Source organism: Streptomyces sp. NPDC039430 (genome assembly GCF_055639435.1).
This window is the reverse complement of sequence record NZ_JBVKAK010000004.1, coordinates 287625-307413: the sequence shown is the minus strand read 5'-3', so window position 1 is coordinate 307413 and position 19789 is coordinate 287625. Positions and strand designations below refer to the sequence as shown.

The window sequence follows — 19789 nt, the reverse complement described above, 5'->3', positions numbered from 1 at the left end:
ATGACCGTGTCCGCAGAACGCACCACCTCCACCGATCCCCCCACCTCCACCGATCCCCCCACCTCCACCGATCCCCCCACCTCCAGCTCGTCGGCCACGTCAACTCCCGCCGCTTCCAGCCCTGTTGGGGCTGATGAGATACTCCGCCGTACTCTGCGGCGGCACGCGGCCGGGGTCACCGTGATCACCGTGCCGGGACCGGCAGGCTTCACCGCCACCTCGTTCACCTCGGTCTCGCTGGAACCCGCGCTGGTCTCGTTCTGCCTCGGCGTCACGGCGTCCACGCTCGCCGCCGTGCGGCACGCCGAACGCTTCGCCGTCCATGTACTGGGCACCGAGAACACCACGCTCGCCCGGCAGTTCGCGCGCAGCGGCATCGACCGGTTCGCCGGCGTCCCCTGGCGGGCGGATCACGACGGACTGCCGCTCCTGGAGGGCGTACCGGCCTGGCTCAGCGCACGGGTGACGCTGCGACAGCACATCGGGGACCATGTGCTCGTGGTCGGGGAAGTCGAGTCGGGCGGTGGCCATGGCGAGGGGCCCGCGCTGGTGCACCACAACGGCGCGTTCGCCACCCCCGTACCGCTTCCGCCGCATCCGGGGACCTGACGCCGCCAGGCCACCCACGGCGGTCACCCCTTCGCGGGGGCGTTTCCGTGGGTGGCCGGGTGGCCGGGTGGCCGGGTGGCCGGGTGGCCGGGCGGCCGGGCGGCCGGGTGACCGAGTGACCGGGGCCGCTTCGGTCTCCCGCACCTGCTCGTGCCCACTCGCACCCTGATGCTCCGTTTGATCCCGGTATGGCGCCGATGCTTACGGGGTGTCGCCCTCTTGACGTTCACTGTTCAGCTCTCCGACACCCGCTCTGCGGGAAAACGACCGTATGTGCATATGGCGTGAGTCACGGCAATGCAGGAACGACGTCGGACAGAGAGAGATGTGAACCATTCGACCCGCGCCCGCATAAGAGCCGGAGACACGGCCGCGTTCGGGCAGTTATTCGAAGACCACGCGGGAATCGTGTATCGCTATGCCATGCGCGTCACCGGCAATTGGGCCACCTCCGAGGACGTCGTATCGCTGACCTTTCTGGAGGCGTGGCGGCTGCGCGAGAAGGTGCACGCGGAGGGGGAAAGCCTCCGTCCCTGGCTGCTCGGGATCGCCACGAACGTCATGCGCAATATCGTGCGCTCGGCCAGACGCCATGACCTCGCGCTCGCCCGGCTCCCGGAACCGGAAGCCGAACCGGACTTCGCGGACGGTGTGGCCGCCCGGCTGGCGGACACCGAGGAACTGGCCGCCGCCCGGGTGGCGCTGGGCGGACTCCGGCGCGCGGAACGGGAGGTCTTCATGCTCTGCGTCTGGGAAGGGCTCGACCACGCGGCGGCCGCCGAGGCCCTCGGGGTGGCCGTCGGCACCGTACGCTCCCGGCTGTCCCGGGCGCGCGGGCGGCTCCGTAAACTCACCGAAGCGGAGCTCCGCCGGGGCAGGGGGAACGCGCAACACTCCGCGTCCTGCGGACAGTTCATAGGAAGCCGCGCTTCGGCGGTCACGTCGGTACAGGAAGGGAACCGATGAGCTTCTTCTCGCGACGGCAGTCCCGCGCCGGGCATGAGGAATCGTCTCCGGTTCCTCCGGCGCCGCAGTGCCAGGACCTCTCCGCCGACCGGCGGAGTATCCTCAAAGAGCGCTTTATGCGGCAGATCACCCAGGAATCCGCGCCCGCGCCCGCGCTCCCGTTCGTGTCCACGCCCGTACGCCCGGCCCGTCCCGGCTGGCGGCGGCGGACCGCTCTTGTCGCGTTCCCCGCACTGCTCGTGGCCGCCGTGGCCACGGCGACGAGCCTCACGGGCGCGTTCGGCGACTCGACGCCGTCCGAGGTGAGCGCGGCCGACCACCACGAGGCGGTGCGGCTGCTGAACCGTATCGCCCTGGCGGCCGCCGGACGCCCGGCCGGCACGGTGCGCGACGATCAGTACGTGTACACCAAGATCAAAGGCTGGCGGCCGGTGTCGGACCAGGGTACGGACGTCTTCGTCCGTGAGGACTGGATCGCGGTGAACGGCGAACGGAACGGCCTCGCCCGGCAAGTGTTCGAACAGGGCAGCCCTTCGCTGGATCCCCGGAAGGCGGAGGGCAAGATGCTGCTCTACCAGGACCCCAACATGACCACGTACCGCGAGCTTGAAGCCCTTCCCACCGACCCCGACACCCTGCTGAAGAAGATCGAGAAGGACACCGAGGGCCAGGGCCCGACCCAGGGCGAGGCGGTCTTCGAGGCCATCGCCGAGATGCTCCCGCAGGCGACCCTCCGGCCCGAGCTGAACGCGGCGCTGTACCGGGCGACCGCCAAGATCCCCGGAGTCGTCGTCAGGCAGGACGCCGTCGACGCCTCAGGACGGCACGGCGTCGGCCTCGCCCTCCGTACGGACAGGGACAGGGACACGGACAGGGACAGGGACAGGGACAGGGACACGGACACCGTCGTCTGGGTCTTCGACAGGGACCGGCTGAGCTATCTCGGTACGAACGAGGTCGCGCTCCTCGATGTGGGCATCGCCGACGCGACGGACCAGCGGCCCCTCTCCCGCTGAGGGGCGGTCCACGCCGCCGTCGGCCCCTCCCCGGGGCCGGCGGGCCCGGCTCTCAGGACGCGGCGCTCTCGACGGCGCCGACGGCCGTGCCCAGCGTCTCCGGCCTGCTGGCGTACGACAGGTCGTCCAGTGACCGGTCGGTACAGAACCGCGCCATCAGATCGGCGAAGTCCGCGATCCGCTCCACCGGGGCCAGATGGTCGGTCTCGTCGATGGTCAGGAACCGCGCCTCGGGAAGCTGGGCGGCCACCTCACGTCCCATGGCGGGCGTGCACAGCGTGTCGTGCTCACCGGTCACCACCAGGCTCGGCACGGCGGGTACCGGCTCCGGCCGGTACCACTCGTGCCGCATCAGCCGGGTGTTGTGCTCGGCGGACTTCCTCAGCTGCTCGGGGTCCTGCCCGGCGATCTGCTGGTACACCAGCCGGGACACGGCGGCGTGCTTGCGTACCCGGCCCGTGCCGGGCGGCGACATGAAGCGGTCGGCCAGCTCGCGGGCGATGGTCTCCGTCTCACCGCGGTCGATCATGACGGACCAGCGCTCCATCGCCGCCGCGTAATCCGCGGGGATCCGGGTGGTCATACCGACCAGCAGCAGCCGGGCGAGCATCCCCGGGTAGTGCTGGGCGAAGCGCAGGCCGACCGCTCCGCCGTAGCAGGCGGCGACCAGATTGACGCGCGGTACGTCCAGTTCGGTGAGCAGATGCCGGACGGCCGCGGCGAGAAAGTCGACGCCGTAGTGCGCGGGCAGGAAGTCGGCCGTACCGTACCCCGGCAGATCCACGGTGATCACCTGCCCCAGCGGAGCCAGCCACTTCTCGTGCCGCACCCAGGAGTTGCGGTCCTGGGAGGAACCGCCCAGCACGAGAAGGGGCTCGGTCAGCGCGGAGCCGTGGTCGACGACGCGGCAGGTGTAGCGGAAGCCGTCGAACGTCACGTCACGTTCGTCGACCGGACCGTCCGGCCCGCCCTCCTCGGCAGGCTGCTCCGGGATCAGCGGAGTGACCATGGGCGAGTCATGCTCCTGGGTGAGAACGGCATCGATGGGCATGGGTGACTCCAGAGCTACGGAACGGACACGAACGTCCCTGCCTAGCAGTTGACCCGGCCCGATCGCGCATCGCTGACCCGATCGTGGGCGGTTCGCGCCCCGCGACCCGCTGGTGGATTCGACTCTCGCTCAGCAGCACGGCGGATCGGTGCCCCACGGAGTACGGATACGGCCCGCCGCGGCGTCCCGGCATCGCCGACTTCCCGGACAAACCCGTCACCAGGGTGAACCTTACGAGGCCCGGCCGGCGCCCTTGACTTCGAGTGCGCTCCAATTCGTAGCCTTTCGGTCATGACAACCCCACAGCACAGGATCGGATCCGGGTTCGGAGCCCGCAGCACCACACAGGATGTGCTGCGCGGTATCGACCTCAGTGGCGCGCTCGCCGTCGTCACCGGCGGATACTCGGGCCTCGGCCTGGAGACCACACGCGCTCTCACCGGCGCCGGCGCACAGGTCGTGGTGCCCGCCCGGCGGCCCGAGACCGCCGAGAAGGCCCTCCACGGCATCGACGGCGTCGAGGTCGGTGAACTCGACCTCGCCGATCTCGACAGCGTCCGCCGGTTCGCCGAGCGTTTCCTCGACTCGGACCGCACCATCGACATCGTCATCAACAACGCGGCGGTCATGGCCTGCCCGGAGACCCGGGTCGGTCCCGGCTGGGAGGCGCAGTTCGCGACCAACCACCTCGGGCACTTCGCGCTCGTGAACAGGCTCTGGCCGGCGATCGTGCCCGGCGGGGCCCGGGTCATCTCGCTCTCCTCGTCCGGCCACCGCAACTCGCCCATCCGCTGGGACGACATGTGGTTCGCGCACGACTACGACAAGTGGCAGGCCTACGGCCAGGCGAAGACCGCCAACGCGCTGTTCGCCGTGGAGCTCGACGCGCTGGGCCGCGACTCCGGTGTACGGGCCTTCTCGGTGCACCCCGGTGGCATCCTCACCCCGTTGCAGCGCCACCTCGCCAAGGAGGAGATGGTCGCCGCCGGCTGGATCGACGAGCGGGGCAACGGCGTGAACCCCGCGTTCAAGACGCTGGAGCAGGGCGCGGCCACCCAGGTGTGGGCGGCGACGTCACCCCAGCTGGCGGGCGAGGGCGGGGTGTACTGCGAGGACTGCGACATCGCCGAGCCCGCCTCCCAGGACACCTCGGTGGCCGGCGGTGTACGCGCCTACGCGACCGACCCCGAGCAGGCCGCGCGCCTGTGGCGGCTCTCGGCCGAGCTGACCGGGGTCAACGCGTTCGCGGCGACCGCGTGAGCGGACTCCTCCGCCGCAGGGACCCGCTCCGCCTCACCGGCCGGCCGCGCCGGCTGGTGAGGCCCGTCCGCCCCGTCCGCCCGTCCGGACACGGGACGGGCGCGCCGGATAGCGTGCGGGTCATGAACTACACGGATCTGGTCCAGGGCGCGGCCCACGCGCCGTTCGAGGGCTGGGACTTCGGGGTGTTCGCCGGACGCTTCACAGAAGAGAACACCTCATGGGACTTCGCGGAGCTGGTGCGGTCGCGGCTGGCCGATGGGGACGCACTGCTCGATCTGGGCACCGGCGGCGGCGAGTTCCTCTCCGGACTCGCCCCGCTCCCGCCGGGTACCACCGCGACCGAGTCCTACCCGCCGAATGTCCCCGTCGCCCGCGGCCGGCTCGCACCGCTGGGGGTACCGGTCATCGACACCAGCGACGAGGACGAGGATCTGCTCCCACTGCCCGACGCGGCGTTCGGGCTGGTCACCAGCCGGCACGAGAGTTACGCGCCGGCCGAGGTCGCACGGGTGCTGCGCGGCGGCGGGGTGTTCGTCACCCAACAGGTCGGCGGTCGGGATCTGGCGGAGCTGAACGAGGCGCTCGGCGCGCCCGGACACGGCTACAGCCACTGGGACCTGGCCGCGGCGCGCGCTGGGCTCGCGGGCGCCGGCTTCGAGATCCTGGACGCCCGCGAGGAGTTGGTGCCCGCGGCCTTCCACGACATCGGAGCCGTACTGCTCTTCCTGCGCGTCACGCCCTGGCAGATCCCCGGCTTCGACGCCGACCGCTATGACGCCCGGCTCCGCGCGCTGCACGCGCGGCTGAGCTCCGGCAGCCCGCTGACCGTACGCTGCCACCGCTTCATGATCACGGCCCGCCGGCCGCTCACGCCGTGAGCCGGTGGACGAGAGTGGTCGGCAGCGTGAGCCGGCGGCGCGGCCGGGACGGGTCGTTGATCTCGTCGAGAAGCAGCCGGGTGATGGCCCGTCCGATGTCCTCGCTCGGCTGATTGACACTGCTCAGGGGCGGGACGGTGTGTCGCGCGACGATCGAGTCGTCGAAGCCGATGACCGCGACGTCCGACGGGACACGCCGTCCCCGCTCCCGCAGCTCCGTCAGCGCGCCCGCCGCCATGACGTCGGACGCGGCGAAGACGGCGTCCAGGTCCGGGCGCCGTTCGAGAAGTTCACGCATGGCGGCCCGGCCGCCCTCCTCGGTGAAGTCCCCCGACACGACCAGGGATTCGTCCGCCCGTCGCCCGCCCTCTTCGAGATGCGCGTCCCGCCACCCCTGAAGGCGGCTCCGGCCGACGTCCATGTCGAGCGGCCCGGTGATCGTGGCGACGGCCCGGCGCCCCTGGCCGAGCAGATGACGTACCGCCTGCGCCGCCCCGCCGATGTTGTCGGCGTGGACATGGCTGAGCGGCTCGTCGGGTGAGCGCCGGCCCGCGAGGACCGTCGGTATCCGCGTCTTCTCCAGGAACGCGGGCAGCGGATCGTCCTGGTGCACCGAGACCAGCAGCACCCCGTCCACCCGCTGCGCCTCCACGAACCGGGTCAGCCGGTCGAGCTCGCGCTGATTGCGTACCAGAATCAGCAGCAACTGCATCTCGGTGTCGGCGAGTTCGGTGCTCACCCCCCGGATGACCGCCGAGAAGTACGGCTCCGCGGCCAGCCGGCTCTCCGACTCGGGGATCACCAGCGCGATGCTGTCGGTGCGGCTGGTGACCAGGCTGCGGGCAGCGGGGTTCGGTACGTAGTTCAGCTCCGCGATGGCCGCCTCGACGGCGGCGCGCGCCTTCGCGCTCACGCCCGGGGAGCCGTTGACCACGCGCGAGACCGTCCCGCGGCCCACACCCGCCAACTTGGCGACAGCTTCAAGAGTTGGCCTCCGGCCTGACCATTTGCTGCTGCTCATCACATCTCCTCAACTCTGCTCCTGGCGCGGCGTCACGGCGCTCACCAGGAGATTGTGCGGGGCCGCCGATCCGCCGATGGCCCGGAACGGGACACATTCCGGCAACGGAACCGACTTCGACTCTTGACAGAGCCTGGTCTCTGCGGAGAGTCTTCCACAACCCGTTGGGAGCGCTCCCAGTTTTCTCCCGGCACGGGTTTTTCGATCCCACTCGACCGTGAGCCGCAGCAGGCGCGCGCCTGAGCGCCGCTGCTAGGAGGAAGCACATGGGCACTGCCCGTAAGCGCTTCGGTTCGACCCTCGCCACCGTTACGGCGGCCGCCGTGTCCCTCGTTCTCGTCGCCGGCTGCGGAGGCGGCGGCGACTCGGACAAGGCACGGACCAAGGACGGCAAGACCGTCATCAGCATGGGCCTCTTCGGAGTCATGGGGTTCAAGGAGACCGATCTCCTGGACCGCTATATGAAGGAGAACCCGGACATCCTCATCGAGGCCGATGTGGCCGGTGACGAGCAGACGTACTACACCGCCCTCCAGACGCGCCTCGCCGCGGGCAGCGGACTGAAGGACATCCAGGGCATAGAGATAGGCCGGGCCAAGGAACTGGTCGACACGCAGGCGGACAAGTTCGCGGATCTGTCCGGGACGGCCGGTCTCGATCACTTCCTGCCGTGGAAGTCGAACCAGGTCACCACCGAGGACGGCAAACTGCTCGGCCTGGGCACCGACATCGGCCCCATGGCCGTGTGCTACCGCAAGGACCTGTTCGAGCAGGCCGGGCTGCCCACGGACCGCGCGGAGGTGGCGAAACTCTGGGAGGGGGACTGGTCCGAGTACGTCCGGACAGGCCGCGACTTCAAGCAGCACTCCAAGGACGGCGACGTCTCCTTCATGGACAGCTCGACCGGCCTGTTCAACGCGATGATCTACGGCGCTGAGAAGCAGTTCTACGACAAGGACGGCACACTCGTCTACCAGGACAACCCCGCCGTCAAGGACGCCTGGGCCCTCGCGTCGGACGCGGCCAAGTCCGGACTCACCGCCAAGCTGCGCCAGTTCCAGCCGGGCTGGGACCCGGGGCTGGCCAACGGCACCTTCGCCACGGCGGTCTGTCCCGCCTGGATGCTCGCCCACATCAGCGAGAAGGCCGGTCCCGCGAACAAGGGCAAGTGGGATATCGCCAAGGCACCCAAGGGCGCCAACTGGGGCGGCTCGTTCCTCGGCGTGATGGAGAAGAGCCCCGTCAAGGAGGAGGCCAAGAAGCTGGTCGCCTGGCTGAGCGCGCCGGAGCAGCAGGCGTACATCTTCGAGAAGCTCGGTAATTTCCCGTCCTCGAAGACGGCGCTCGACCTGCCGGAGGTCGCGGGCGGCACGTCCGCGTACTTCAGCGACGCGCCGATCGGCCAGATCTTCGGTGCCGCGGCGAAGGAGATCCCCGACGAGCAGATCCTCGGACGCAAGGACGGCACGATCAAGGACACCTTCTCGGCGGGCCTCCAGCTGATCGAGTCACAGGGCAAGAGCCCGGACGAGGCGTGGAAGACCACGGACGAACGCATCCAGAAGCTGGCGCGCTGACCGTCGCGGCCCGCCCGCGCGGCCGGTGGCCCGACGCCCCGGCCGCGCGCCCCGCCCGGCCCAGCCGTCGTCCCCCGGCTTCTCCGCCCTCCGGTCTCTTTGCCCAACCGCTCTCTTTGCCCCACCGCCCCCTCGGTCCTGAACCCCCTCGGTCCTGGGCCCCCTCCACTCTGTGTCACCGCCTCGCCGTCCCACCGCATCACTCCACGGAAGGAAGCCCGCGTGGCCACCTCCACCCCGGCTGCCCCCACGGGCGGGCAGCCGCGCCCCGCGTCGGCCCGGCCGCCCGGAAAGGGCACCGGCTCAGAGCCGTCCCGTCAGGCGCGACGCACTCTCCTGCACCGCCTGGACCTCGGCACGGTGCCGTACGCCTTCATCGCCCCGTTCTTCCTGATCTTCGGCGCCTTCGGTCTCTATCCGCTCCTCTACACCTTCTGGATCTCGCTGCACCGCGTCGAGCTGTCCTCGATGGACACCCGGGAATGGCGGGGCCTCGCCAACTTCACGGAACTCTTCGCGGACGACCGGTTCTGGAACGCGCTGACCAACACCTTCACGCTCGGCGTCATCTCCACCGTCCCGCAGCTCCTGATGGCCCTCGGCCTGGCCCATCTGCTCAACTACCGGCTTCGTGGCTCGACGTTCTTCCGGGTCGCCGTCCTGACCCCGTACGCGACCTCCATCGGCGCCGCCGCGCTCGTCTTCACCATGCTGTTCGAGCGCGACTTCGGGATGATCAACTGGGGGCTCGGCCTCTTCGGTGTCGACAACGTCGACTGGGAGAGCCAGAAGTGGCCCGCCCAGCTCGCCATCTCCCTCATCGTGATCTGGCGCTGGACCGGCTACAACGCCCTGCTCTATCTGGCCGCCATGCAGGCGATACCCAGAGATCTCTACGAGGCCGCGGCCATCGACGGGGCCTCCCGCTGGCAGCAGTTCCGCACCGTGACCGTCCCGGGCATCAGTGCCACGATCATCTTCACCATCGTGCTCTCCACCATCGGAGCGACCCAGCTCTTCGGCGAACCGCTGATCTTCGGACAGGGCCCCAACGGCATCAGCGGCGGCGCCGACAACCAGTACCAGACGCTCGGTCTGCTGCTCTACGAAGAGGGCTGGAAGAACTACCAGATGGGGCGGGCCTCGGCGATCGCCTGGGCCATGTTCCTCATCCTCCTCCTCGTCTTCGTCCTCCAGCGCGTCCTCGCGCGCGTCACGTCCCGTACGTCCCGTACTCCTCGTACACCCCGTACGTCCTGACCAGGGAGCAGCAGGCCCCATGACCACCGATATCGCGCAGGTACGGGCGGACGCCCGCGACCGGGCGCCCCATCCGCCGCCGTCCGTACCGCGCCGGTTCGGCCGCGTGCTGCGTCCCGGCGCCGGCCGTCAGCACCACGCGGGACCCCTCGCGTACCTCCTCCTCGGCTTCGCCGCGCTGGTCTCCCTCTTCCCGCTCTACTGGACGATGGTGGCCGCCTCCACCGACAACACCCGGGTCTCCCAGACCCCGCCGCCGTTCCTGCCCGGCCCGAACCTGTTCACCAACCTCGCCACGGCGTGGCAGGACGCGGCGATGGGCCGGGCGATGGTCAACAGCCTGATCGTGGCCGGGGTGATCGCCCTCTCGACCGTCTTCTTCGCGACCCTCGCCGGCTTCGCCTTCGCCAAACTCCGCTTCAGGGGCCGCAACCTCCTGCTGATGCTGGTCATCGGCACGATGCTGGTGCCGCCGCAGCTCGGAGTCGTCCCGCTGTTCATGATGATGGCCGACCTCGGCTGGGGGCAGTCACTGCCCTCCGTCATCTTCCCGACGCTGGTCAGCGCGGTCGGGGTGTTCTTCATGCGGCAGTATCTGAAGGAAGCCCTGCCGGACGAACTCATCGAGGCGGGACGGCTGGACGGGGCGCACTCCCTGCGGATCTTCTGGAGCATCGTCCTGCCCATCGCCCGGCCCCCGATGGCCGTGCTGTTCATGATCACGTTCGTTCACGCCTGGAACGACTTCTTCTGGCCCTTCATCGCGCTGGACATGACGAACCCCACGGTCCCGGTGGCCCTCACCCAGCTCAGCGCCGGCTATGTCCGCGACCAGTCGGTGATCATGGCGGGCGCGCTGCTCGGCACGCTGCCGCTGCTGGCGATGTTCCTCGTCTTCGGCCGCCAGATCGTCGGCGGCATCATGCAGGGAGCCATCAAGGGCTGACGGCCCGCCACCCCCCACCGCCGTACGCACACACACTCCGAGCGTTCACACGCCGAGCGCACACGCTCCACGCACCACACCGTTCGATCTCTGCGGAAGGACCCTTCGTGGCCACCTCAGCACTTGACCCCGGGCGCGCCCTGGACCCCGACCCCGCGGCCCCCCTGGTGTTCCCGCCCGGCTTCCTCTGGGGTACCGCGACCGCCGCGTACCAGATCGAGGGCGCCGTCGCGGAGGACGGCCGCACGCCCTCCATCTGGGACGTGTACTCCCACACCCCGGGCAGGGTACGCAACGGCGACACCGGCGACATCGCCACCGACCACTACCACCGCTGGCGCGAGGACATCGAGATCATGTCCGGCGTGGGCGTCGGCGCGTACCGCTTCTCGGTGTCCTGGCCCCGGGTCCGGCCCACCGGCGCCGGGCCCGCGTCACAGAAGGGGCTCGACTTCTACCGGCGGCTGGCCGACGGCCTGCTGGCGAAGGGGATCCAGCCCGTCGTCACGCTCTACCACTGGGATCTGCCGCAGGAGTTGGAGGACGCGGGCGGCTGGCCCGCGCGCGACACGGCCCACCGCTTCGCCGAGTACGCGGGGATCGTCGCCGACGCCCTGGGCGACCGGGTGACGACCTGGACCACCCTCAACGAGCCGTGGTGCAGCGCCTTCCTCGGATACGGCTCGGGCGTCCACGCCCCCGGCCGTACCGACCTCGCCGACTCCCTGCGGGCCGCGCACCATCTCAACCTCGCTCACGGCCTCGCCGTCCAGGCGCTGCGCGCGCGGCTGCCCGCCACCGCGCAGGTGTCCGTCACGCTCAATCTGCACCGGGTGCGGCCGCTGACGGAGAGCGCGGCCGACGCGGACGCCGTCCGCCGTATCGACGGCACCGCCAACCGGATCTTCACCGGCCCCATGATGTCCGGGGCCTACCCGGCCGATGTCATGGAGGACACCTCGGCGATCACGGACTGGTCGTTCGTCCGGGACGGCGACACCGCGCTCATCCATCAGCCGCTCGACTTCCTCGGCGTCAACTACTACTCACCGACCCTGGTCTCCCACCACTTCGGCCCCGCCGTCCACGGCTCGGACGGACACGGCGCGAGCGACCACAGCCCCTGGCCCGGCGCGGACCACGTCGCCTTCCACCAGACACCGGGCGGCAGGACCGCCATGGGCTGGACGATCGACCCGGACGGCCTCTACGAACTGCTGATGCGGGTGCGCCGTGACCATCCGGACCTGCCGGTGATGATCACCGAGAACGGCGCAGCCTTCGACGACTACGCGCGCCCGGAGGGCGACGTACACGACCCGGAACGCATCGCCTACCTGCGCGGGCATCTGGCGGCCGTGCACCGCGCCATCGGATCGGGGGCGGACATCCGCGGTTACTTCCTCTGGTCGCTGCTCGACAACTTCGAGTGGGGGTACGGCTACAGCAAGCGCTTCGGCATGGTGTACGTGGACTACGCGACCCAGCGCCGGGTCCTCAAGTCCAGCGCGCGCTGGTACGCGGAGCTGACGCGCACCGGCACCCTCCCCGAGGGGCGGTAGCCCACCGCACCCGCACGGGCCGCGGCCGGCGCCACCGGTCACCGGCCCGCCGGGTGCGGCGGCCGGTCCCGTTCTACGCTGGACGGACCGGTACGCGCGAGGAAAGCGAGAGATCCGTGACCAGTACCCCGGTCCACACGCTCAATGACGGCACCGCCCTGCCCGCCGTCGGTCTGGGCACCTATCCGCTCGACGACGACGCGTGCGAGAAGGCCGTCGCCGGCGCGCTGGCACTCGGCTACCGGCTGATCGACACCGCGCTCAACTACCGCAACGAGACCGGCACCGGACGGGGTGCCGCGCGCGCCGGGGTGCCGCGCGAGGACATCGTCGTCACCACCAAGCTGCCGGGCCGGCACCACGGTTACGACGCGACCCTCGCGTCCTTCGAGGAGTCCCGCGCCAAGCTCGGCCTCGACTACGTGGACCTCTATCTCATCCACTGGCCGCTGCCGCGCGCGGACAAGTACGTCGATTCCTGGAAGGCCATGATCAAGCTCCGGGAGGACGGGCTCGTCCGGTCCATCGGCGTCTCCAACTTCACTCCGGCGCACATCGAGCGGCTGGAGGCGGAGACCGGCGTCCTGCCCTCGGTCAACCAGATCGAGATGCATCCCGACTTCCCCCAGGAGGAGCTGCGCGCCGTGCACGCGGCCAAGGGGATCCGTACCGAGAGCTGGAGTCCGCTCGGGCGGGGCAGCCGGCTGCTGAAGGACCCGGAGACCGTGGCGATCGCCGAAGAGCACGGCGTCACCCCGGGGCAGGTGGTGCTCCGCTGGCACACCCAGCTCGGCGCCGTACCCATCCCGAAGTCGGCCGACCCCGGCCGTCAGCGGGAGAATCTCGACATCTTCGGATTCGAGCTGACGGCCGGTGAACTGGACAGGATCTCGGCGGGGCCGCACCGCAGGCTCGGCGGCGACCCGGAGCACCACGAGGAGTTCTGACCGGCGGCGCGTGCGCGGTGCCCGGTCCCGCCGTGTCCGGGCCGTGGCGCGCGTCGGCGGATACGGGGGCGCGTCAGCAGATACGGGGCAGCTGCTCACCCAGTGGCATGTCCACCACCCGGGTGCCGCCCAGACCGGTGTGCGCCACGACCATGCCGGGGTGGTCCGTCGTGCACGTGCCGATCGCCACCGCCCCGCGGCCCCGCGGATGCGCCCGCATGGCCGCCAGCACCTCGTCGGCGTGCTCCGGCGGTACGAACGCCACGAGCTTGCCCTCATTGGCGACATACAGCGGATCGAGGCCCAGGAACGCGCACGCGTTGGCGACGGAGTCCGGGACCGGTAGCGCCCGTTCCCGCAGGGTGATCCCCACCCCCGCCGCCGACGCGATCTCGTTGAGCGAGGTCGCCAGCCCGCCCCGGGTCGGATCCCGCAGCACATGCAGATCGCGGCAGACGTTCAGCATGGCCTGGACGAGCGAGGCGAGCGGCGCCGTGTCGCTCACGATCTCCACCCCGAACTCCAGGCCCTCCCGGACGCTCATGATCGCCACGCCGTGCTCACCGATCGCACCGCTGACGATGACCACATCGCCGGGCGCGGCCCGGCGCGGACGGATGTCGATCCCGTCCGGGATCAGCCCGATGCCCGCCGTGTTGATGAAGATGCCGTCGCCGTGCCCGGCGTCCACGACCTTGGTGTCACCCGTGGCGACGACCACCCCCGCGGCCCTGGCGGCCGCTCCGAGCGCCTCGGCCACCCGGCCGACCGTGGCCAGCTCGACGCCCTCCTCCAGGATGAACCCGCAGGACAGATAGGCGGGTGTGGCGCCCATCATGGCCAGGTCGTTGACCGTTCCGTTGACCGCGAGATCGCCGATGCTGCCGCCCGGGAAGAACAGCGGGCGGACGACGTACGAGTCGGTGGAGAAGGCGAGCCGCGCCCCGCCGAGAGTGACGGTCGCGGAATCGCCCAGCTCCGCGAGGACATCGCCGCCGAACGCCGGAGCGAAGAGATGTTCGACCAGTTCGGCGGAGAGCTGTCCGCCGCCGCCGTGTCCCATCACGACCTTCGCGTGGTCACGGAGCGGGGCGGGACAGGTCCACCCGGAGAAGTCGGCGATGGCGGGCGGCGCCGCGGGCAGGACGGCGTCCGCCTCGTTCACCCGGAGCCCGGTCGTCTCAGCCAAGGGAAGTCACCTCTTCGCGCGTACCGGCGGTGCCCGCCGCCTCCGGTGTCGCCATCCTGCGGTACAGGTAGTACGCGGCGCAGGCGCCCTCGCTCGACACCATCGTGGCGCCGAGCGGATTACGCGGGGTGCAGGTCGTACCGAACGCCTCGCACTCATGCGGCTTGATCAGCCCCTGGAGCACCTCACCGCTGCGGCACTCCGTGGACTCCTCCGTGTGCATCCCCGTCACCGAGAAGCGGTGCTCCGCGTCGTACTCCCGGTACGCGGGCGACAGCCGCCAGCCGCTGGCCGGGATCATGCCGATACCGCGCCAGGCCCGGTCGGTGACCTCGAAGACATCGGCCAGCATGGCCTGCGCGGCCGGGCTCCCCTCCGTCTGCACCGCGCGCGGATAGGCGTTCTCGACGGTGTGCTCCCCGGCCTCCAACTGCCGTACGGCGCGCCGGATGCCCTCCAGGATGTCCAGCGGTTCGAAGCCGGTGACGACGATGGGGACACGGTGCCGCTCGGCGAGTTCGGGGTACTCACCGATCCCCATCACCGTGCAGACGTGCCCGGCGGCGAGGAACGCCTGCACGCGGCAGTCGGGCGAGTTCATGATCGCGTCGATCGCCGGGGGCACGCGTACGTGCGAGACCAGCAGGCTGAAGTTCGCGATGCCGAGCTTCTTCGCCTGGTAGACCGTCATGGCGTTGGGCGGAGCCGTGGTCTCGAACCCGATCCCGAAGAAGACCACCTGACGGTCCGGATTCCGCTGGGCGATCCTGAGCGCGTCGAGCGGGGAGTACACGACCCGTACGTCCCCGCCCTCGCTCTTGACCTTGAACAGGTCACGGCCACTGCCGGGCACCCGCAGCATGTCGCCGAAGGAACAGAAGATGACGTCGGGGCGGGAGGCGATCTCCAGCGCCTTGTCGATGGTGTCCAGCGGGGTCACACAGACGGGGCAGCCGGGGCCGTGGATGAGTTCGACGCCCTCGGGGAGCAGCTGGTCGATGCCATGGCGGATGATCGAATGGGTCTGGCCGCCGCAGACCTCCATCAGGGCCCAGGGCCGGGTGACGGTGGCGCGGATATCGTTGAAAAGGCGCCGGGCCAGCTCGGGATCGCTGAACTCGTCGAGATACTTCATCGATTGGTCTCCTCCTTCAGGACTCAGGACTCAGGACTCAGGACTCAGGACTCGGGATTCGGGATTCGGGATTCGTGGTAGGGGGCACGGGCGCTCAGGGCCGGGGACTGAGGGGCTCGGGGCCGGCGGAGCCGGTCCGCGCCACCCCCGGGGCCGGCGGCGTGCCGGCCGGACGCTCGGCGCCCGCCTCCCGCGCGGCCCGCCCCCACGCGTCGCCGAACTCCTCCTCCAGAACGCCCAGATTCTCGAAGAGCGCCAACGTCTGCTTCGCGGACTCCTCGTCGAGCCGCTGGAGCGCGAAGCCGACATGGACGATCGCGTAATCACCGACCTTCATCTCCGGTACGTACTCCAGGCAGACGTCCTTGACGACGCCGCCGAAGTCGACCCGGGCCATCCGGGTCCCGTCGCGCTCCTCGATCTCCAGCACTCTGCCGGGCACGGCAAGGCACATCGCTCCTCCTTCACGTCAAACGGTGGTCAACGGGTGGTCGGTCCGGCCGGAAGCCCGGCCGGTGGCTCAGCTCGGCCGAATCCTGGCGGCGACCATCAACTGGCCCAGCGCCAGCCCGCCGTCGTTCGGCGGTACCGTGCGGTGCCGCAGCACGGTGAATCCGTCGCGCTCCAGCCGCTGCGCACAGCCGCTGGTCAGCAGGGCGTTGCAGAACACCCCGCCGGTCAGTGCGACGGTGGCCAGTCCGGTACGGTCACGGGCCGCCCGGCACACCTCGTGCACCAGCGAGACGACCGCGCCATGGAACCGGGCGGCCACCGTGCTCGCGTCCGCGCCCGCCCGCAGGTCCTCGACGGCGGCGGCCAGCACCGGCGCGGGGTCGGCCGACCACGGCGCATCCCCCGGCCTCGGGGCGGCGGGCAGCCCGAACCGGTAGCCGGAGGACCGTATGTCCCCGGCCGCCGTCAGCGCCGCGTGCTCCAGCTCCATGGCCGCCTGGGCCTCGTACTCCACGCGATGGCACACCCCGGCGAGTGACGCGACGGCGTCGAACAGCCGTCCCATACTGGAGGTGGGCACGCAGTTGATCCCCCGGTCGAGCTGACGCTCCAGCAGGCGCCGTTCCGCGGGCGGGCACGCGGCGACACACGGCAGCTCATCGGACCAGGGCAGGCCCGCCGCCCGCAGCTGGGAGAGCGCCATCCGGTACGGGTTGCGCACGGCCGCGTCGCCGCCCGGCAGCGGCACATACGCGAGATGGGCGAACCGCCGGAAGCCGTCGTAGTCCGCGAGCAGCACCTCACCGCCCCACACCGCGCCGTCGTCGCCGTAGCCGGTGCCGTCGAAGGCCACACCGATCACCGGCACCGAGCCGTCCAGGCCGTGTTCGGCCATCGCGGACGCCACATGCGCGTGATGGTGCTGGACACGGCGCACCGGCCGGCCCTCCGCGTGCCGGTCCGCCCACTGCCCCGAGCGGTAGCCAGGATGCAGGTCCGCGACGAGCAACCGGGGGGTGACCGAGGTCAGCTCGGAGAGCTGGCCCACCGCGCTCTCGAAGGCGGTCAGCGTCGCCAGGTCGTCCATGTCGCCGACATGCGCCGACAGCCACGCGTACCGGCCCTCCGCGACACAGAAGGTGTTCTTCAGATCCCCGCCGACGGCGAGCGCGGGCTGCACCTCGACGGGCAGGGCGACCGGCAGCGGCGCGTAGCCGCGCGAGCGCCGTACGGGCAACTCCTGCCGCGCGCACACCCGTACCACCGAGTCGTCGCACGGCACCCGCACCGGCCGGTCGTGCGTCAGCCAGGCGTCCGCGAGACCGTCCAGCCGGACCAGCGCCTCCTCGTCATCGGTGACGATGGGTTCGCCCGACCGGTTGCCGCTGGTCATCACGAGCACGGGCGGGCCGGCCGGATCACCGGGCAGGCCGAGCAGCAGATGATGCACGGGCGTGTACGGCATCAGTACCCCGAGATCGGGACTGCCGGGCGCGACACCGTCCGTGACGAGGGACCGCGGGCCGTATCCGGCCCGCCCCCGGGACCCGGACCCGGATCCCGGCCCGGCCCCGGAACCGTCACGGCGCCGCAGCAGGACGACGGGTCTGCGCCGGCCGAGCAGCAGCTCACGCTCCAGCGGGCTGGTGAAGACGAGGCGCTCCACCGTCTCCAGCGAGCCTGCCATCACGGCGAACGGCTTCGCGCCACGGTTCTTGCGTGTACGCAGCGTCTGTACGGCGGCGGGATCGGAGGCGTCGCACGCGAGGTGATAGCCGCCGAGCCCCTTCACCGCGACGACCGCTCCCGCGGCCAGCAGCCGGCGCGCCCCGGCCAGGGCGTCCTCACCGGTCGGACGCGGACCCGCGGACCCCCGGGTGACCAGCGTGAGCCGGGGACCGCAGGCGTGACAGGCCACCGGCTGGGCGTGGAAGCGCCGGTCGGCGGGGTCCGCGTACTCGCGCGCGCAGTCGGCGCAGAGCGGGAAGCCCGCCATGGTGGTCAGCGCCCGGTCGTACGGCAGTCCGGTCACCACCGTGAAGCGGGGGCCGCAGTGGGTGCAGCTGATGAACGGATGGCGGTAGCGGCGGTCGCCGGGGTCGGCCAGTTCCGCCAGACAGTCGTCACAGGTCGCCATGTCGGGCGGGACGAGGGTACGGCCGCCGCCGCCCGCCGAGGGGCGGATGGTGAACCCGCTGCCGCCGGCGGTCGGTACGGTCCGCGGCTCGACGGATTCGACGATGGCCAGCGGGGGAGCGTCGGAGGCGAGCCGCCGGCAGAACGCCGCCACGTCGGGCAGCGCTCCCTCCACCTCCGTCTCGACACCGTCCGCGTTGTTCGTGACCCAGCCCGTCAGGCCCAGTTCACTGGCGAGCGCGTACACGAACGGGCGGAAGCCGACGCCCTGGACCACGCCGTGTACGACCACGCGCCGGCGTTCGAGGGAGGCGTGCCGGGCCCCCGGGGGAGCGACGGCGCTGTCGGAGCCGGCGCCCGCGCCGGTATCGGTGTCGGTGTCGGTCACGGGTCGGCTCATGGCGCGTCTGCCGCTCCGGGGACGGGGACGGGGGCGGCGGCCGGGTGCTCGTGGGAGTGGCCGGCCGCGTGCCCCTCGTGCGTGTGCGCGGGGCCGTCCGCGTGCTCCCCGTGCGTATGGCCGTCCTCGTCGCCGTGATCGTGGTGCAGATAGCGCTCGTGCTGACGCGCGAGCACCGGCCGGTGGACGGGAGCCCCGTCGGCGACCCCGAGGATCAGGGCCAGCAGTTCGTCCACGCCCGCGCCGGTCCGCGCCGAGGTCTCCAGCACCGGCACTCCCGGATTCACCTGCCGCACATTGCGGTGGAACGCCGCCGCGTCGAACTCGACGGCCTCCGCGATATCCGTCTTGGTGATGACCACGAGATGGGCGAGGCCGAACGCCGTCGGGTACTTGAGCGGCTTGTCCTCGCCCTCGGTCACCGAGCCCAGCACGATCCGCAGGCTCTCCCCGAGATCGTAGGAGGCGGGGCAGACCAGGTTGCCGACGTTCTCCACGAAGAGCACCCGGGTGTCCCGTGGCAGCCAGCCGTCCAGCCGCGCCCGGAGCATCCCGGCCTCCAGATGGCACAGCCCGTCCGTGAGCACCTGCTTGACCGGCGCACCGGCGCGGGCCAGCCGCCGCGCGTCGTTCTCGGTGGCCAGATCGGCGGTCACCGCGGCGACGGCGGTGCCCCCGGAGACGGCCCGCGCGAGCAGCACCTCCAGCAGCGCCGTCTTGCCGCTGCCGGGACTGGACAGCAGATTCACCTCCGTCGTTCCACGGGCGGCGAGATGTTCGCGCAACTCCACGGCGCTGGCGTCGTTCTTGGCCAGCACGGCTTGACGCAGATCAACCACTCGGCACATGGGTTGCCTCCTCGGGCGTATCCCGATCGTCACCGCTCACCGGGCCCGGCGCATCCGAGGGATCCGCGAGGACGACCTCGGCGATCTCCAGCTCCCGTCCCGACAGCAGTTCGCCGAGCGGGCGCGCGCAGTCGGCGCACCACAGCATCGGCGGCACGCCGGTGTCACTCTCCCGGCCGCAGCCTTCGCAGCGGGCGCGGCCGGGGACGGCCTCCACCTCCAGCCGGGCCCCGGCGAGGACCGTTCCCTCGCTCGCCAGCCCGAAGGAGAACCGGAGCGCCTCCGGCACCACACCCGCCAGCTCGCCGATCCGCAGCCGCAGCGAGATGACGCGAACGCCGCCGTTGGTACGGACGGCCTCCTCCACCTGGGCGACCACGGCGGTGGCGATGGACAGTTCATGCACGGCTCTCACCTCGTCGAGGAGTCCTGTCGGGTCCGGCGGTCCGCTGCCGCGCCGACGGGTGACGGCTGGCCCGGCCGGACCAGGCTGGTTAGCGTGGGAGAGGGCCACTGTCCGCACCGTCGCCCG

At 71.0% G+C, this 19789-nt stretch carries 18 protein-coding genes; 10 read left to right on the top strand and 8 right to left on the bottom strand.

From position 1 onward, the window contains the following. From ACZ7LS_RS13155 to ACZ7LS_RS13145, 3 genes are all read left to right on the top strand, one after another. Entirely contained in the window at positions 1-609 is a 609-nt protein-coding gene (locus ACZ7LS_RS13155; protein ID WP_385129727.1) for a flavin reductase family protein, read from the top strand. A gap of 297 nt (positions 610-906) precedes the next feature. Further along, positions 907-1575 (top strand): RNA polymerase sigma factor, encoded by a 669-nt coding sequence (locus ACZ7LS_RS13150; RefSeq protein WP_382665559.1) that lies wholly within the window; start codon positions 907-909, stop codon positions 1573-1575. Further along, complete coding sequence (locus tag ACZ7LS_RS13145; protein WP_385129725.1) at positions 1572-2591, top strand: CU044_5270 family protein; 1020 nt, start codon at positions 1572-1574, stop codon at positions 2589-2591. Before ACZ7LS_RS13150 ends, ACZ7LS_RS13145 begins: the two co-directional genes overlap by 4 nt. 52 nt (positions 2592-2643) lie before the next feature. Here the strand turns inward: ACZ7LS_RS13145 and ACZ7LS_RS13140 are convergent, their stop codons facing one another. Then, entirely contained in the window at positions 2644-3642 is a 999-nt protein-coding gene (locus ACZ7LS_RS13140) for an alpha/beta fold hydrolase (RefSeq protein ID WP_385129723.1), read from the bottom strand. Between the two features lie 291 nt (positions 3643-3933). Here ACZ7LS_RS13140 and ACZ7LS_RS13135 point away from each other — a divergent pair, with 291 nt between their 5' ends. Together ACZ7LS_RS13135 and ACZ7LS_RS13130 are read left to right on the top strand one after the other, a co-directional pair. Next, complete coding sequence (locus tag ACZ7LS_RS13135; protein WP_382518965.1) at positions 3934-4902, top strand: SDR family NAD(P)-dependent oxidoreductase; 969 nt, start codon at positions 3934-3936, stop codon at positions 4900-4902. 122 nt (positions 4903-5024) lie between these two features. Beyond that, positions 5025-5783 carry a class I SAM-dependent methyltransferase gene (locus ACZ7LS_RS13130; RefSeq protein WP_385129721.1) on the top strand — a complete coding sequence of 253 codons (759 nt, stop codon included), beginning with the start codon at positions 5025-5027 and terminating at the stop codon, positions 5781-5783. On the opposite strand, the gene ACZ7LS_RS13125 is transcribed toward ACZ7LS_RS13130, so the two are convergent. Further along, complete coding sequence (locus ACZ7LS_RS13125) at positions 5773-6804, bottom strand: LacI family DNA-binding transcriptional regulator (protein ID WP_382665551.1); 1032 nt, start codon at positions 6802-6804, stop codon at positions 5773-5775. The genes ACZ7LS_RS13130 and ACZ7LS_RS13125 overlap by 11 nt on opposite strands. A gap of 266 nt (positions 6805-7070) precedes the next feature. Between ACZ7LS_RS13125 and ACZ7LS_RS13120 the strand changes: the two genes are divergently transcribed. The 5 genes from ACZ7LS_RS13120 to ACZ7LS_RS13100 all read left to right on the top strand — a co-directional run bounded on the left by ACZ7LS_RS13120 (position 7071) and on the right by ACZ7LS_RS13100 (position 13096). Continuing rightward, positions 7071-8381, top strand: a complete 1311-nt coding sequence (locus ACZ7LS_RS13120; protein WP_382518974.1) for an ABC transporter substrate-binding protein — start codon at positions 7071-7073, stop codon at positions 8379-8381. A 222-nt stretch (positions 8382-8603) separates the two neighbouring features. Further along, positions 8604-9641, top strand: coding sequence for a carbohydrate ABC transporter permease (locus tag ACZ7LS_RS13115; RefSeq protein WP_382518976.1), 1038 nt, complete (start codon positions 8604-8606; stop codon positions 9639-9641). A gap of 19 nt (positions 9642-9660) precedes the next feature. Then, positions 9661-10587 (top strand): carbohydrate ABC transporter permease, encoded by a 927-nt coding sequence (locus ACZ7LS_RS13110; protein ID WP_385129718.1) that lies wholly within the window; start codon positions 9661-9663, stop codon positions 10585-10587. A gap of 140 nt (positions 10588-10727) precedes the next feature. Beyond that, positions 10728-12149: a GH1 family beta-glucosidase gene (locus tag ACZ7LS_RS13105; RefSeq protein WP_385129862.1), complete on the top strand. Its 1422-nt coding sequence runs from the start codon at positions 10728-10730 to the stop codon at positions 12147-12149. Positions 12150-12265: 116 nt separating this feature from the next. Then, positions 12266-13096 (top strand): aldo/keto reductase, encoded by an 831-nt coding sequence (locus ACZ7LS_RS13100; RefSeq protein ID WP_385129716.1) that lies wholly within the window; start codon positions 12266-12268, stop codon positions 13094-13096. A gap of 73 nt (positions 13097-13169) precedes the next feature. Here the strand turns inward: ACZ7LS_RS13100 and hypE are convergent, their stop codons facing one another. The 6 genes from hypE to ACZ7LS_RS13070 form a co-directional block, all read right to left on the bottom strand. Beyond that, complete coding sequence (gene hypE, locus ACZ7LS_RS13095; protein ID WP_382519443.1) at positions 13170-14159, bottom strand: hydrogenase expression/formation protein HypE; 990 nt, start codon at positions 14157-14159, stop codon at positions 13170-13172. Positions 14160-14277: 118 nt separating this feature from the next. After that, positions 14278-15420: a hydrogenase formation protein HypD gene (gene hypD / locus ACZ7LS_RS13090; RefSeq protein ID WP_385129714.1), complete on the bottom strand. Its 1143-nt coding sequence runs from the start codon at positions 15418-15420 to the stop codon at positions 14278-14280. Between the two features lie 94 nt (positions 15421-15514). Continuing rightward, a complete protein-coding gene (locus ACZ7LS_RS13085) occupies positions 15515-15874 on the bottom strand; it encodes a HypC/HybG/HupF family hydrogenase formation chaperone (RefSeq protein ID WP_382518988.1) in 360 nt (119 codons plus the stop codon). A 66-nt stretch (positions 15875-15940) separates the two neighbouring features. Next, the gene (locus ACZ7LS_RS13080) at positions 15941-18409 is read right to left on the bottom strand and encodes a carbamoyltransferase HypF (protein ID WP_385129712.1); all 2469 of its coding nucleotides are present in this window, start codon (positions 18407-18409) and stop codon (positions 15941-15943) included. Continuing rightward, complete coding sequence (hypB, locus tag ACZ7LS_RS13075) at positions 18406-19257, bottom strand: hydrogenase nickel incorporation protein HypB (protein ID WP_382665541.1); 852 nt, start codon at positions 19255-19257, stop codon at positions 18406-18408. The genes ACZ7LS_RS13080 and hypB overlap by 4 nt, the downstream gene beginning before the upstream one ends. After that, entirely contained in the window at positions 19241-19663 is a 423-nt protein-coding gene (locus ACZ7LS_RS13070; protein ID WP_382518994.1) for a hydrogenase maturation nickel metallochaperone HypA/HybF, read from the bottom strand. The genes hypB and ACZ7LS_RS13070 overlap by 17 nt, the downstream gene beginning before the upstream one ends. Between the last annotated feature and the right edge of the window lie 126 nt (positions 19664-19789).